Below are 15076 nucleotides of genomic sequence, written 5' to 3'. Positions count from 1 at the left end.
CAGAGCTCGTTTCAGAGTCTGGCAAAGCTGTTTGGTGTATCTGGTGCCCGGGAGAGAACTCGAATCTCCACATCTTGCGATACACGGACCTGAACCGTGCGCGTCTACCAATTCCGCCACCCGGGCACAGCTAGCAGTGTACCATTACTTGAACGCATTCTGAGGCCCTGGCCCGCAAATTTTCCTGAAATATTTCGGCTGCATACTCAAAACCAGCAGCCCCCAACAAAAGAGACTTTTTATCAAAACAACTCATTCCCATACGGGCGGATCGTCCGCCCATTCCTCCGGTCTGCTCGCTGAATTCGAGGGCACCGTTTCCGGCCACCGCGACGGCCATGGTTTCGTATTGCGCGACGACGGCGAGGCCGATATTTACCTGCCGCCCAATGAAATGCGCGCGGTGCTGCACAAGGACCGCGTCAAGGCGCGCATCGTGCGGCATGACCGCAAAAACCGGCCCGAAGGCCGCGTGACCGAGATCATCGAGCGCTCCTCCAACCCCATCATCGGCCGCCTGTTGCAGGAAAGCGGCGTCTGGCTGGTCGCGCCCGAAGACAAGCGCTACGGCCAGGACGTGCTGATCCCCAAGGGCGCCACCGGCACGGCCAAGGCCGGCCAGGTGGTGGTGGTGCAACTCACCGAGCCGCCGGCGCTGTTCGGCCAGCCCGTGGGCCGCGTCAAGGAAGTGCTGGGAGAGATTGACGACCCCGGCATGGAAATCGAAATCGCGGTGCGCAAATACGGCGTGCCGCATGAATTCAGCGACGAGGCGCTGGCCCTGGCCCGTGCCTTGCCGGACGCCGTGCGGCCCACCGACAAAAAGCACCGTATCGACCTGACCGACGTACCGCTGGTCACCATAGACGGCGAAGACGCCCGCGACTTTGACGATGCCGTGTATTGCGAGCCGGCCAAAGTCGGCCGCGGCAAGGGCTGGCGCCTGCTGGTGGCGATTGCCGACGTGAGCCACTATGTGGAAACCGGCAGCGCCATCGACATCGATGCCTATGACCGCGCCACCAGCGTGTACTTCCCGCGCCGCGTGATTCCCATGCTGCCGGAGAAACTCTCCAACGGCCTGTGCTCGCTCAACCCCAACGTCGAGCGCCTGTGCATGGTCTGCGACATGCTGGTCAATGCCAAGGGCGAGGTTCACGCCTACCAGTTCTACCCGGCGGTGATGTTCAGCCACGCGCGCTTTACCTACACCGAGGTCGCCGCCATCCTGGCCAACACGCGCGGCCCCGAAGCCGCGCAGCGCAAGGCGCTGGTGCCGCACTTGCTCGATCTGCACGATGTTTACCAGGCCTTGCTCAAGGAGCGCGGTGTGCGCGGCGCGGTGGACTTTGAAACTACCGAAACGCAAATCGTCTGCGATGAAGCGGGGCGCATTGAAAAAATCGTGCCCCGTACCCGCAACGTGGCTCACCGCCTGATCGAGGAGGCCATGCTGGCCGCCAACGTCTGCTCGGCAGACTTCATCTCGCAGAGCAAGCACGTGGGCCTGTACCGCGTGCACGAGGGGCCGACGCCCGAGAAGAAGGAGATGCTGCGCAACTACCTGAAGGCCGCCGGCGTCGGCATGACCATCAGCGACGACCCGGAGCCCGGTGAGTTCCAGCGCATCGCGCTGGCCACCAAGGACAGGCCGGACGCGCAGCAAATCCACTCCATGCTGCTGCGCTCCATGCAGCAGGCCATCTACACGCCCATGAACAGCGGCCACTTCGGCCTGGCTTACGAGGCCTATACGCACTTCACCAGCCCGATCCGGCGCTACCCCGATTTGCTGGTGCACCGCGTCATCAAGGCGGTGCTCAACAAGGCCAAATACCAGTTACCGACCCTGCCCACGCCGGGCGAGGCCGAGGCGAAGCTGTCCAAGAGGCTGGCTTCGCGCGTCAAGGAGCCCACGCAGAAGCCGAAAAAAGCCAGCGCCGACGAACTCGCCTGGCAGGCCGCCGGCCTGCATTGCAGCGCCAATGAGCGCCGCGCCGACGAAGCCAGCCGCGATGTCGAGGCCTGGCTCAAGTGCAAATACATGCGCGAACACCTGGGCGAGGAGTTCGGCGGCGTCGTCACCGCGGCCACCGGTTTCGGCATCTTCGTCACGCTGGACGCGATGTACGTCGAGGGCCTGGTGCACATCACCGAGCTGGGCGGCGAATACTTCCGCTTCGATGAGGCCCGCCAGGAATTGCGCGGGGAGCGCACCGGCATACGCTATGCCATCGGTACGCGGGTGAGGGTGCAGGTCAGCCGGGTGGACCTGGACGGCCGCAAGATCGACTTCCGGCTGGTGAACGAAGGCCAGGACCTGGTCGGCCGCGCCATGAAGGACAAGACCGGCGGCCATGCCACGGAGCTGCCGGCCCAGGAGCGCGGCACCGCGCGCCATGCTGCCGAACCCCGGACCGGCAAAGCCGGCAAAAAGACGGTCGGCAAGCGAACGGAAACCCGCTCCAGCAGCCGTGGCGGCAGTTCTGGACGTAACAGTGCCGGCAGCGAGCGTGCGCCCAAGTCGCCCATCCAGGCCTTGAAGGCAGCCGTCAAGAAGGCCGCCGGCAACCCCGGTCGCAAACAGGGCAAGAAGCCCCGTCGCTAGGAGTCCGGGAAATGGCCATGGATTGTTTTTTCCATCTTCTCTCACACAGGACAGGCCGCGCATGCTGATCCGTATCCTGGCGTTTCTTCTTGAAACCATCTTCTTTGTGCTGATTGCGGCCGCACTGCTGCGCGCCTGGATGAACTGGGTTCGGGTCAACATGAGCGCCCAGCCCGGCCGTTTTGTGATGGCCCTGACCGACTGGCTGGTCAAGCCCCTGCGCCGTGCCTTGCCCAGATCGTTGGCGCAATCGCGGGTGGACTGGGCCAGCGTGATCGCCGCCGTGGTGCTGGCGCTGGTTTATGCGCTGCTGTGGGCCGTGCTGTTCGGCCTGCTGCTAGGCGCGCTTGAGCTGGCGCCTGCAGTCCTGCTAACGCTGCTGTCGTTCGCGCTCAAGATGCTGGTGCGCGTGGCGCTGCAAACCCTGTTCATTTTGGTGCTCGGCTTTGCCATCCTTTCGTGGGTCCAGCCCGGTTCGCCAGCCTACATTCTGCTGGGCCGCCTGACCGAGCCTGTGCTGGCGCCGCTGCGCCGGGTGATCCCCGTTGTGGGCGGGGTCGACATCTCGGCGCTGGTGCTGATCGTGCTGTTGCAGATCGCCTTGATGGTCCTGGTTTAGTGGCCTGGTGATCTAGGCGTTGGCCAGCGACGACGCCGTCAGCGCCTGCCCGCCGCCGGGCCATTCATCGGCCAGGCGGCCGTGGCCAAACACGGCACCGCATGCCGCTTCAAAGGCCTCAAATCCCCCGGCCATGCGGGCCCCCAGCATGCCGGCCAGCACATCTCCCGTGCCCGCCGTGGCCAGCAGGGCATTGCCGCTGCTGTTGATGGCGCTGGCCTGTCCAGGCGCGGCGATCACGGTTCCCGAGCCCTTGAGGACCACGACGCACTGAAAGCGCTCAGCCAACTGACGGGCGTGAACCAGGCGGTCGGCTTGCACCTCTTGGGCGCTGGTCCCGGCCAGCCGGGCGGCTTCGAGCGGATGGGGCGTGAGCACCGTCGCATAGCCGCGGTGGCGGCGGGCCGCGAGCTGGGCCTGCAACTGCGTGTCCCCGGCGATGGCGTTGAGCGCGTCCGCGTCGAGCACCAGCCGCGGCGCCGCCGACAGCACCTTGGGCAGCACGGCGCGCACGGCATCGCCGCCGCCACAGCCGCACACCACCACTTGCCGCGCCAGGTCCAGCGCTTCAGGGGCGCGGAACATCAATTCAGGCTGTTGGGGGTCCGTGCTGAGCGCCGGGCTGCCGAGCAGCGCCACATACACACGGCCCGCGCCCGCATGCAGCGCGGCCCGCGCAGCCAGCAGCGCGGCGCCCGCCATATGGCTGTGGGCTGTGGACTCCCCGCCCAGTATCGCTACATCGCCGAAGCTGCCTTTGTGGCTGGCATGCGGGCTGGCCTGCCTGGGTGCGCGCAAGGCCCGGTCGGCGCCCAGCAGCCAGGCATCCGGTGCCGGCGCGCCAGCGGTCGCCGTGCCGAGGTCGTCAAACCACACCTGGCCCGCGCAGTCACGGCCGTCCGCCGTGAACAAGCCGGGCTTTAGGGTCAAAAGGCTCAAGGTAAAGACATCTGAGACTGTGGCTGGCCCGGCGTTGAAAGTCCCAGTGTCGGCATCCAGGCCGGTCGGCAGGTCCACCACCAGCCGTGGGGTGGCACCGGCCTGCATGCGCGCCAGCCATTGCAGCATCAGGGCCGTGCCCGGCCGGGCTGGGTCCAACGTTCCGCCCAGGCCCAGCAGGGCGTCTATGCAGAAATCGAAGTCCTCGGGCGGTTGTGCGGCCATGGGCACGCCGGCGGCCAAGGCCCGTTCGCGCGAGGCCTGGGCGTCGGGCGGCTGATCGGCTTTTCCGGGCGGCAGGCCGGTCCAGGTCAGTGTCACGTTTTTGCCCCACCGATGCAGGTGCATGGCGGCCTCGAATCCGTCGCCGCCGTTGTTGCCGGGGCCGCAGGCGATCCAGACGTGCCGCGCGTGTGGCGCCAGGGCCAGCGTCAGGCGCGCGACCGCCAGGCCGGCCCGCTGCATCAGCGTGTGCGGCGGCAGGCCGGCGGCGGCGAGCCGTTCAAGTTCGCGGGTGGCCGCCACGCCGTGAAGCGGCTCGCTGTGGGCGCTGGAAATTCTTCGCATGGCCCGATTGTGCGGCTACGGGCGCAAAAAAGCCCGGCGAGTCGGGCTCAAGCCAGGCGCGCGACGCCCAGGCCTTCCATGTCGATGTCGGTGCTTTTGCTGGCTATGAGGTCGGCCAGCGTCCGCGCGCTGCCGCAACTGAGCGCCCAGCCGCTGGAGCCATGGCCCAGGTTGAGCCAGAGGCCGGGAATGCCGCTGTCGCCGATGATGGGCGGCCCGTCAGGCAGCATGGGCCTGGCGCCTTTCCATTCCTGCACGCTGGAGCCGGTGTTGGAGAGCTGGGCCGCGCCCGGAAACCAGTCGTGCAGAACCTTGTAAAGGGTTTGCAGCGAGGCGGCGCGCTTGTTGTCCAGCGAGCCACCGATTTCGGCGCTGCCGGCCACCCGCACGCGGTTGCCCATGCGCGAAATCGCGACCTTGTAGCGTTCATCCATCAGCGCGCTGCGCGGCGCGTTCAGGGGTTCGCGAATCGGCGCGCTGATGGAGTAGCCGTAGACCGCGGCCATCGGGATTTTCAGGCCCAGCGGCCTCAAGAGCTGCGCCGAGGCCAGGCCCGCACACATGACCACCCGGTTGAAGCCGCGCGGCGTGCTTTCACCGGCGATGATCAGGCTGGCGGGCTGCCCCTGCTCCAGCCGCGCCACCGTGGTGTTGAACTCAAAATTCACGCCAAGGCGCTGGGCCTCGTTCTTTAGCAGCAGCGCGAACTGCCGGCAATTGGCCACCTCGTCATTGGGCAGGTGCACGGCACCCAGGAAGGGGGTGTCTGGGTTTAGCGCTGGTTCGATCTTGAGGACCTCCTCGGGGCCGATTTCCTTGAAGGTTACGCCCGCGTCGCGCAGTACCGCCAGGCCGGGCTGCACCAGCTTGCTGTCTTTTTCGGAACGCAGCAGCACCATGTAGCCGGGGCTGCCGTCGTATTCGAGCTGCAACTCGGCCGTCAGGTGGTGCAGCCTTTCGCGGCTGTAAAAAGCCAGGCGCTGCATGCGCGCGCGGTTGGCCAGGTAGGTGTCCAGCTTGCAGGCGCGAAACCACTGCCACATCCACGCGAGTTCGCCGGCCGACAGCGGCAAGCCGAGCTTGACCGGGGCGTGGCGGCTGAACAGGTGACTGAGGACCTTGCGCGGCATGCCGGGCGCGGCCCAGGGCGTGACATAGCCGGGCGCGACCAGGCCGGCGTTGGCAAAGCTGGTTTCTTCGGCTGCGGCGCCGCGTCGCTCGAACACCGTGACCTCGTGGCCGTCCAGTGCCAGTTCGTAGGCGGTGGTGATGCCGATGATGCCGGCGCCAATGACGGCGATTCTCATGCGAAGGCTCCGCGGTGGCGTGTTGTGGGCGCGGGGCGCTTGGGACGGTAAATTTTGTTGTGCATTGTTTTTTTTATGGGTGAGCAGGCCGCGAGCCCGGACAGGAGGGAGGACGGGTTTGCGGCGATTATTGTTGCAGCGACTGCGCCAGGGCGGCTTCCACTTGCAAGGCCAGGTCCAGCACCGCGTCGTCATGCAGGGCCGAGTGCCACAGCATCAGGCCCACGGGTAACTGGCCGGGCGTGTGGCAGGGCAGGGAAATCGCGCAGCCGTCGAGCATGTTAACCACCGAGGTGTTGCGCAGCAAAAGGCCGTTGACCCTGAAAAACTCGGTGTCGTCGCTCAGCAGACCGGCGATGGGCGGCGCGACCAGGGGCACGGTGGGTGACAGCACGGCATCAAAGCCGTCCAGGCGCGCTTCCATGCGGGTGATCCAGTCCTTGCGCGCCGCCAGCAGGTCGATGTAGTCGGCAGCGCTCATGCTGGCGCCGCGCAATATGCGCAGCGCGACACGCGGGTCGTAGCCGGCCTGGTGCTCGGCGATCAGCTTGCGGTGCCAAGCGTAGCTTTCGGCCGCCGACAGGCCGCCGGTGGCGTTGATAGCCGCTAGCTCGGTGATTTCCCCGAGCGGGATCTCCACGATCTTCGCGCCGGCCTCGCGCAAGACCTGCAGGCTGCGTTCAAAGGCCTGGGCCACCGTGCGGCTCAAGGCGTCCTGCATCAGCGTGCCGGCCACGGCCAGGCGATGGCCGGACAGGGGCTTGCCGGTCAGCCCGACCTGGCGCGCCGCCAGCACCTCGTGCACGGTGACCGCGTCGCGCACCGAGCGCGTCAGGGCGCATATGGTGTCCAGGCTGGTGGACAGCGGCAGGGCGCCTGTGGTCGGCACCAGGCGGGCCGTGCTTTTGAAGCCGACGATGCCGCACAGTGCCGCGGGAATGCGGATGGAGCCGCCCGTGTCCGAACCCAGGCCCACCAAGGCCGCGCCGGTGGCCACCGACACCGCCGCGCCCGACGAAGAGCCGCCCGGGATGCGCGCCGTGGCCGGGTCGGCCGGGTTGACGGGCGTTCCGTAGTGCGGGTTGATGCCCACGCCCGAAAAGGCGAATTCGACCATGTTGGTGCGGCCCACCAGCGCCGCGCCGGCGGCCTTGAGCCGGGCCACCGCGGGGCAGTCGGCCTGGGCCGGGGCGGCTTGCGCCAGCACTTTGGAGCCGGCGGCGGTGACCTGGCCGGCCACGTCGAACAAGTCCTTGACGGACACCGGAATCCCGGCAAGCGCCAGCCCGGCATTGCCGGAGGGGGTGTCTTTCACCGTTTCAGCCGGGTTTGCCGGCGAGTCGGGCATGAAAACATGGCGGCAGGCCTCACTTTGCGCGGCCAGGGCGGCTTGCGCCAGGATGTCCGGGGCTTGCAGATGGCCTGCCTGGAGTGCCTGGCGGACGGCATGAAGGTCGCCGGGAAAGGGGGGCTGGCTCATGGGATGGGAGGAGGCTCAGGAGAAGAGGGCGGAGGGATGTTATACTCGACAGGCTTTGCAAATGACGATTTTGTTATTTGCAATGCAAATCGCAAATCAGCCACCCAAGGTGTTGCCCCATAAATCTCAATGATGGGGCGATAAGCGCTGATTTTAGACACAACCTTTTGGAGTATTTTTATGTCGACCACTATGCGCGAAATGCTGGAAGCAGGCGTTCATTTCGGACACCAAACCCGCTTCTGGGACCCCAAGATGGCCCCCTACATCTTCGGCCATCGCAACCGTATTCACATCATCAACCTGGAAAAATCGCTGCCGATGTACCAGGAGGCGATGAAGTTCGCCAAGCAGCTGTCCGCCAACCGCGGCACCATCCTGATGGTGGGCACCAAGCGCCAGGCCCGCGAGATCGTCGCGACCGAAGCCAAGCGCGCTGGCGTTCCTTACGTTGACCAGCGCTGGCTGGGCGGCATGCTGACCAACTTCAAGACGGTCAAGACCTCGATTAAACGCCTGAAAGAGATGAAGGCCCAGCAGGAAGCCGGCCTCGAATCCATCAGCAAAAAAGAACAGCTGACCTTCAAGCGCGAAATCGAAAAGCTTGAGAAGGACATCGGCGGCATTCAGGACATGAACGCCCTGCCGGACGCCATCTTCGTGATCGACGTGGGTTTCCACAAAATTGCGATCCTGGAAGCCAAGAAGCTCGGTATCCCTCTGATCGGCGTGGTTGACTCCAACCACTCGCCCATCGGCATCGATTACGTGATCCCCGGCAACGATGACTCCTCCAAGGCCGTGGCGCTGTATGCCCGCGGTATCGCCGACGCGATCCTGGAAGGCCGCGCCAACGCCGTGAACGACGTTGTCAAGGCGGTTTCCGCCGAGAGCTCGGACGAGTTCGTGGAAGTGGACAACGCAGCCTGATAGTTTTCGGCTCTGCGCCAGACGCGAAAAAGGGGCTCGCGTAGCCCCTTTTTCACAACTCAAGCATCAAGAAGGGATGGGCCCTGTCGGTCCATTCCTGTGAACACGATAAACGGAGAATCAAAATGGCAATTACTGCAAGCATGGTCGCTGAACTGCGCGCCAAAACCGACGCCCCGATGATGGAGTGCAAGAAGGCACTGACTGAGGCGGAAGGCAACTTCGAAAAAGCCGAAGAAATCCTGCGCGTCAAGCTCGGTAGCAAGGCCGGCAAGGCCGCTTCTCGCGTCACCGCCGAAGGCGTGGTGGCCGCGCACCGCGAAGGCGATGTGGGCGCGCTGGTTGAAGTCAACTGCGAAACCGACTTTGTGACCAAGAACGACAGCTTCCTGGCTTTCACCAAAGGCGTGGTCGAAGGCATCGTCAAGAACAACCCGGCCGACGTGGAAGCCGTGGGCGCTATGCCCCTGTCGCTGGACGGTTTCGGCCCCACGGTCGAAGACGTGCGCAAGGGCCTGATCGGCAAGATCGGTGAAAACATGAGCGTGCGCCGCTTCAAGCGTTTTACCGGCAGCAAGCTGGCTTCTTATCTGCACGGCACGCGCATCGGCGTGGTGGTGGAGTTTGAAGGCGACGAAGCCGCCGCCAAGGACGTCGCCATGCACGTGGCCGCGATGAAGCCCGTGTCGCTGTCCAGCGCCGAAGTTCCAGCCGAACTGGTCGCCAAAGAGCGCTCGGTGGCCGCTGCCAAGGCTGCTGAAGATGCCGCCAAGGCCCAGGCCGAAGGCAAGCCTGTGCAGTCCGCTGAAATTGTTGCAAAGCGTATCGAAGGCGGCGTGCAAAAGTACCTGAAGGAAGTCAGCCTGTACAACCAGACTTTCGTCAAGAACGACAAGCAGACCGTTGAGCAAATGCTCAAGGAAAAAGCGACCAAGATCAAGTCCTTCACGTTATACGTGGTGGGCGAAGGCATCGAGAAGAAGGTCGACGATTTCGCCGCCGAAGTCGCCGCTCAGGTCGCAGCCGCCAAGGGCGCCTAAGCACTCTGCCTAGCCGGAAGGCCGCTAAACTCCCCTTCACTTCAACCACAGAAAGTCCCTCACATGCCAGCCTACAAGCGAATCTTGTTAAAACTGTCAGGTGAGGCCCTGATGGGTGACGATGCCTTCGGCATCAACCGCGCCACTATCGTGCGCATGGTTGAAGAAATTGCCGAGGTCACCCGCATGGGCGTCGAAGTGGCGGTGGTGATTGGCGGCGGCAATATTTTCCGCGGCGTTGCGGGCGGCTCGGTCGGCATGGACCGTGCCACCGCCGACTACATGGGCATGCTGGCCACCGTGATGAATGCCCTGGCTTTGGGCGACACCATGGACAAGGCCGGCCTGATCGCTCGCGTGATGTCGGCCATCGGCATTGAGCGCGTGGTCGAGCCTTATGTCCGCCCCAAGGCCTTGCAGTACCTCGAAGAGGGCAAGGTCGTTATTTTCGCGGCCGGCACCGGCAATCCTTTTTTCACCACCGACACGGCGGCAGCGCTGCGCGGCGCCGAGATAGGCGCCGAGATCGTGCTCAAGGCTACCAAGGTCGACGGTGTGTACACTGCGGACCCCAAGAAGGACCCGAAGGCCACGCGCTACACGAACATCACCTTTGATGAAGCCATGGGCAAAAACCTCGAGGTCATGGATGCCACCGCCTTTGCGCTGTGCCGCGACCAGAAGCTGCCCATCAAGGTGTTCAGCATCTTCAAGCACGGCGCACTCAAGCGCGTGGTGCAGGGAGAAGACGAGGGAACACTGGTTCACGTCTGAGCCTGCAGGGCTTGCTTTTTTTCGCCATAAAAATCCGGAGATCCGACCATGAGCATTGCTGACGTCAAGCAGCTGGCAGAGCAAAAAATGCTGCAGTCCATCGACTCGTTCAAGAACGGCCTGACCAAGATCCGCACCGGTCGCGCCAACCCCGGCCTGCTCGACACCGTGCATGTCGACTACTACGGCTCCATGGTACCGATCAGCCAGGTTGCCAACGTGTCGCTGCTCGACGCGCGCACCATCAGCGTCTCGCCTTGGGAAAAGGGCATGGGCGCCAAGATTGAAAAAGCCATCCGCGATTCCGACCTCGGGCTCAACCCGGCGGCGCAGGGCGACCTGATCCGTGTCCCCATGCCGCCGATGACCGAAGAGCGCCGCAAGGAGCTCACCAAGGTTGTGCGCTCCGAGGGCGAGCACGCCAAGGTCGCCATTCGCAACCTGCGCCGCGATGCCAACGACGGCATCAAAAAACTGGTCAAGGAAAAGCTCGCGTCCGAGGACGACGAACGCCGCGCCCAGGACGACATCCAGAAGTTCACCGACCGTTTCATTGCCGAAGTCGACAAACTGGTCGCCGGCAAGGAACAAGACATCATGGCGGTTTGACGCTTCAGCGTCTGGCCTGAATTGTCCATGGCCACCACCTCCCATCCGGTCCCGCGCCATATCGCCATCGTCATGGACGGCAATGGCCGTTGGGCGACCAAGCGGTTTTTGCCCCGCATCGCGGGCCACAAGCAGGGTGTTGATTCGCTGAGCCGTTGCGTGCGCGCCTGTCTGGAGCGCGGCATTGGCGTGTTGACGGTGTTCGCGTTTTCATCGGAGAACTGGAACCGGCCTTCCGAAGAGGTGTCGGGCCTGATGGAGCTGCTGGCCCTGTCGCTGGCCAAGGAAGTGCCCAGCCTCAATGAAAATGGCGTGCAGTTGCACTTCATCGGCGACCGTGAACGGCTCTCCGAGAAGGTCAGGGCCGGCTTGGCAAAGGCCGAACTGGATACCTCGGCCAACAGCCGGCTGGTCTTTAATGTCTGCTTCAATTACGGCGGCCGCTGGGACATCGCGCAGGCCGCGCAGAAGCTGGCGAGCCGCGGCGAGGCCATCACCGAGCTGTCGCTGGACCGGGCGATGGCGATGGCGCACGTGCCCGACCCGGACCTGCTGATACGCACGGGTGGCGAGCTGCGCATCAGCAACTTCCTGCTCTGGCAGGCGGCCTATTCGGAACTGCATTTTTCCGACAAGCTGTGGCCCGAGTTCGACGAGGCAGCACTCGATGAGGCAATCGCCGTTTTTCGCACCCGCGAGCGGCGCTTTGGCCAGACCTCCGCGCAGGTCAGCGGCCAGGGCAACAACCACAATGCAAAGGCGGCTTGATGCTTAAACAGCGTGTCATCACGGCGATTGTCTTGCTGGCCATCCTGCTGCCCGCACTTTTTTATTCCACCCCTCAGCCCTTTTGCGCCGTGGCGCTGTTGCTGATCGCGGCGGGTGCCTGGGAATGGGGCCGACTCAACGGCTACGGGCAGGGCGTTTCGGTGGGGTTGGGCCTTGTGAGCGTGGCGGCCTGCGCGCTGTCCTGGTACGTCGGCCTGCTGGATAAATCCTTGCCCATGCTCTGGGCCGCCGCCGGCGCCGCCTGGGTGCTGGCCGGTGGCTGGTTGCTGCGCAAGGGCGTGGCCGGCTGGCCGCAAATTCCCAAGGCACTGCGGCTCGCGGCGGGGCTGGTCGCATTGTGGCTGGCCTGGCTGGCCGTCGCCCAGGCGCGTGTCGCCGGTATCAATTTCCTGCTGTCCGTGCTGCTGCTGGTCTGGGTGGCCGATATCTTTGCCTACTTCGCCGGGCGTACTTTCGGTGGCCGCTTCAGCAAGGGCAAGCTCGCGCCTTCGATCAGCCCGGGCAAAAGCTGGGAGGGTGTCTGGGGCGGCATGGCCGGTGTGGTCGCGCTGTCGCTCGCCTGGGTTTACACGGGCGCTGCTGTGGGCGGCGCCGGTTTTTGGGGCGAGGCCACGCTTTACAGCCGGCTGGTGGCCAGCCACGGTTTGTGGGTCATGCTTTTGGCGGTTATTTTCCTGGCGGCCATGAGTGTGGTGGGCGACCTGGTCGAATCGCTGATCAAGCGCAGCGCGGGCGTCAAGGACTCCAGCGGCCTGCTGCCCGGCCACGGTGGGGTGCTGGACCGCGTCGACGCCCTGTTGCCCACGCTGCCCCTGGCCATGATGCTGGTCACCCTTTAAGCCCGGTATGTCCTTCAGCAAGCAGCGCATCACCGTTCTGGGCTCCACCGGGTCCATAGGCGTCAACACGCTGGACGTGATTGCGCGCCATCCCGAGCGTTTTGAAGTGTTCGCGCTCAGCGCGGCGACCCAGGTCGACCTGATGCTGGCCCAGTGCGTCCAGTTCAAGCCGCGCTATGCCGTGATGGCGAGCGAGCCGCATGCCCGTCAGCTGGCCGACAAAGTCAAGGCCCATCAATTGCCTGTGCAGGTGCTGTCGGCACCCGATGCGCTGGAAATGATCGCCTCCCATGAATCGGTGGACACCGTTATGGCGGCCATCGTGGGGGCGGCGGGCCTGGCGCCCTGCATGGCGGCGGCCCGCACGGGCAAACGCCTGCTGCTGGCCAACAAGGAAGCGTTGGTGGTGGGCGGCGAGGTCTTCATGCAGGCTGTGCGCGCCGGCGGCGCCAAGCTGCTGCCCATCGACAGCGAGCACTCGGCCATCTTCCAGTCCCTGCCCGAAGACGCCGCGACCTGGGGCGACCGTGTCGAAAAAATCATCCTGACCGCCTCCGGCGGGCCCTTCCGCACCCGCGATGCAGCCAGCCTGCGCCATGTCACGCCCGACGAGGCCTGCGCCCACCCGAACTGGGTGATGGGCCGGAAAATCTCGGTCGACTCGGCCACCATGATGAACAAGGCCCTGGAGGTGATCGAGGCGAAGTACCTGTTCGGCCTGACGCCGGAGCAGATCGAAGTTGTGATCCATCCCCAAAGCATCATCCATTCCATGGTCCAGTACCGCGACACCTCGGTGGTGGCGCAGCTCGGAACGCCCGACATGCGCGTTCCCATCGCCTACGGCCTGGCCTGGCCGGACCGGGTGGTGTCGGGGGCCAAGGCCCTGGATTTTCGGTCGCTGGCCACCATGACCTTCGAAGTGCCCGATGACGCGCGTTTCCCGGGGTTGCCGCTGGCCTGGGAGGTGCTGAACGGCCCCGTGGGCAGCACCGCCGTACTCAATGCGGCCAATGAGGTGGCCGTCGCCGCCTTTCTTGAAAAACGCATACGTTTTGACCATATTCACCATGTAAATCACGCAACTTTGGAGGCGCTGGCGCCCTCAGAGGTAAGTGATATTGAAGGCCTGCTCGGTCTGGATGGGCAGGCTCGCCGCCTTGCCCTTCGCATTGCCGGACAACTGGAGCGCTGACATGCTGACCCTGGTTTCTTTCGTTGTGACGCTGGGAATCCTGATTGCCGTGCACGAATACGGACACTACCGGGTGGCCGTGGCCTGCGGCATCAAGGTCCTCAAATTTTCGATCGGCTTTGGCAAGCCGATTTACACCTGGAAACTCAAGAACAAGTCCACCGAGTTTTCCATCGGCATGCTGCCCCTGGGCGGCTACGTCAAGATGCTGGACGAGCACGAAGCGCCCGTCGACCCGGCCGATCGTCACCTGGCCTTCAACACCCAGCCGCTGAAATCTCGTGCCGCTGTGGTGGCGGCAGGCCCCGCGGCCAACCTGTTGCTGGCCGTGCTGCTGTACGCCATTCTCAACTGGAGCGGCCTGCAGGAGCCCAAAGCTGTTCTCGCCAGTCCCGTGGCCGGATCGCTCGCGGAAAAAGCCGGCCTGCGCGGCCAGGAAACGGTGGCGCAGGCGGCTTTTGAAGGTGATGAGCTCCAGGACGTCCGCTCTTTTGAGGACCTGCGCTGGCGCCTGACCCAGGGCGCACTCGACGGCCGCGACCTCACGCTGGCGCTGGGCGGCGATACGGCGGGTGCCGGGCGGACGGTGCGGCTGGCGCTCAGCACGCTGAGCGCTCCCGAAGCCGATGCCCAGCTGTTCCGCAAAATCGGCATCCTCGGGCCGTGGACCCGCCCCGTGATCGGGAACATCCTGCCCGGTAGCCCGGCTGACAAATCCGGCCTGAAAGCTGGGGACGTGGTGGTGCATATCGGGGATACCGCCATCACTGATGGGCAGCAGTTGCGCGAAGTCATACGCACTTCTGCGCGAACCTCCGGGGCGGGGGCGGTAGCCGTCGTGCCCCAGAGCTGGCAGATTATCCGCGCAGGGCAGAAGCTGACGCTGCAGGTCACCCCTGAACTCAAGCTCGTGAACGGGACCATGGTGCCCCGGATCGAGGCCTCCGTGGACGCTCCGTCTGAGCTTGTGACGGTGCGCTACGGCTTTGTCGACGGCTTGTGGCAAGGCGCTGTCCGCACCTGGCAGGTATCCGCGCTCACGCTGCGCATGATGGGGAAAATGCTGACCGGCCAGGCCTCGCTCAAAAACCTCAGCGGGCCGCTCACGATTGCGGACTATGCGGGCAAATCGGCCAGCCTCGGCTGGAGCTATTACCTGACCTTCCTGGCCCTGATCAGCGTGAGCCTTGGCGTCCTGAATTTACTCCCGCTGCCGGTTCTGGATGGGGGGCACCTGATGTATTATCTTTGGGAGGGGATCACTGGCCGAGGCGTGTCCGACGCCTGGATGGACCGGTTGCAGCGCGGTGGCGTTGCGATCCTGCTGGGCATGATGTGTGTTGCCCTGTTTAATGATGTCACCCGGCTCTTGGGCTAATT

The 15076-nt window shown here is 64.6% G+C and carries 13 protein-coding genes and 1 tRNA gene; 10 read left to right on the top strand and 4 right to left on the bottom strand.

The window, feature by feature from the left end; translation table 11 throughout:
• Positions 1-41 precede the first annotated feature (41 nt).
• Positions 42-126, bottom strand: a tRNA-Leu gene (locus ACEN8I_RS14420).
• Positions 127-292: 166 nt separating this feature from the next.
• On the opposite strand from ACEN8I_RS14420, the gene rnr reads away from it, so the two are divergent.
• Complete coding sequence (gene rnr / locus ACEN8I_RS14415) at positions 293-2608, top strand: ribonuclease R (RefSeq protein WP_413329219.1); 2316 nt, start codon at positions 293-295, stop codon at positions 2606-2608.
• 61 nt (positions 2609-2669) lie between these two features.
• Complete coding sequence (locus ACEN8I_RS14410; protein WP_413329175.1) at positions 2670-3227, top strand: YggT family protein; 558 nt, start codon at positions 2670-2672, stop codon at positions 3225-3227.
• 12 nt (positions 3228-3239) lie between these two features.
• Here ACEN8I_RS14410 and ACEN8I_RS14405 read toward each other — a convergent pair whose 3' ends face one another.
• From ACEN8I_RS14405 to ACEN8I_RS14395, 3 genes are all read right to left on the bottom strand, one after another.
• Entirely contained in the window at positions 3240-4733 is a 1494-nt protein-coding gene (locus ACEN8I_RS14405; RefSeq protein ID WP_413329174.1) for an NAD(P)H-hydrate dehydratase, read from the bottom strand.
• Between the two features lie 47 nt (positions 4734-4780).
• Positions 4781-6040: a D-amino acid dehydrogenase gene (locus ACEN8I_RS14400; protein ID WP_413329173.1), complete on the bottom strand. Its 1260-nt coding sequence runs from the start codon at positions 6038-6040 to the stop codon at positions 4781-4783.
• Positions 6041-6167: 127 nt separating this feature from the next.
• Entirely contained in the window at positions 6168-7520 is a 1353-nt protein-coding gene (locus ACEN8I_RS14395; RefSeq protein WP_413329172.1) for an amidase, read from the bottom strand.
• Between the two features lie 180 nt (positions 7521-7700).
• On the opposite strand from ACEN8I_RS14395, the gene rpsB reads away from it, so the two are divergent.
• The 8 genes from rpsB (at position 7701) to rseP (ending at position 15074) form a co-directional block, all read left to right on the top strand.
• The gene (gene rpsB / locus ACEN8I_RS14390) at positions 7701-8450 is read left to right on the top strand and encodes a 30S ribosomal protein S2 (protein ID WP_413329170.1); all 750 of its coding nucleotides are present in this window, start codon (positions 7701-7703) and stop codon (positions 8448-8450) included.
• A gap of 125 nt (positions 8451-8575) precedes the next feature.
• Positions 8576-9490, top strand: coding sequence for a translation elongation factor Ts (gene tsf / locus ACEN8I_RS14385; RefSeq protein WP_413329169.1), 915 nt, complete (start codon positions 8576-8578; stop codon positions 9488-9490).
• 63 nt (positions 9491-9553) lie between these two features.
• Positions 9554-10264: a UMP kinase gene (pyrH, locus tag ACEN8I_RS14380; RefSeq protein ID WP_036838012.1), complete on the top strand. Its 711-nt coding sequence runs from the start codon at positions 9554-9556 to the stop codon at positions 10262-10264.
• A 48-nt stretch (positions 10265-10312) separates the two neighbouring features.
• Positions 10313-10873: a ribosome recycling factor gene (frr, locus tag ACEN8I_RS14375; protein WP_007866405.1), complete on the top strand. Its 561-nt coding sequence runs from the start codon at positions 10313-10315 to the stop codon at positions 10871-10873.
• Positions 10874-10900: 27 nt separating this feature from the next.
• Complete coding sequence (gene uppS / locus ACEN8I_RS14370) at positions 10901-11641, top strand: polyprenyl diphosphate synthase (protein WP_413329168.1); 741 nt, start codon at positions 10901-10903, stop codon at positions 11639-11641.
• Positions 11641-12501 (top strand): phosphatidate cytidylyltransferase, encoded by an 861-nt coding sequence (locus ACEN8I_RS14365; protein ID WP_413329167.1) that lies wholly within the window; start codon positions 11641-11643, stop codon positions 12499-12501. Before uppS ends, ACEN8I_RS14365 begins: the two co-directional genes overlap by 1 nt.
• Positions 12502-12508: 7 nt before the next feature.
• Positions 12509-13696: a 1-deoxy-D-xylulose-5-phosphate reductoisomerase gene (gene ispC, locus ACEN8I_RS14360; protein ID WP_413329166.1), complete on the top strand. Its 1188-nt coding sequence runs from the start codon at positions 12509-12511 to the stop codon at positions 13694-13696.
• Between the two features lies 1 nt (position 13697).
• Positions 13698-15074 (top strand): RIP metalloprotease RseP, encoded by a 1377-nt coding sequence (gene rseP / locus ACEN8I_RS14355; RefSeq protein ID WP_413329165.1) that lies wholly within the window; start codon positions 13698-13700, stop codon positions 15072-15074.
• Positions 15075-15076: the final 2 nt, after the last annotated feature.

Source organism: Polaromonas sp. CT11-55, assembly GCF_047303325.1.
In the GTDB taxonomy this organism is placed as follows: Bacteria; Pseudomonadota; Gammaproteobacteria; order Burkholderiales; family Burkholderiaceae_C; genus Polaromonas.
This window is presented reverse-complemented; position numbering and strand designations above follow the sequence as displayed.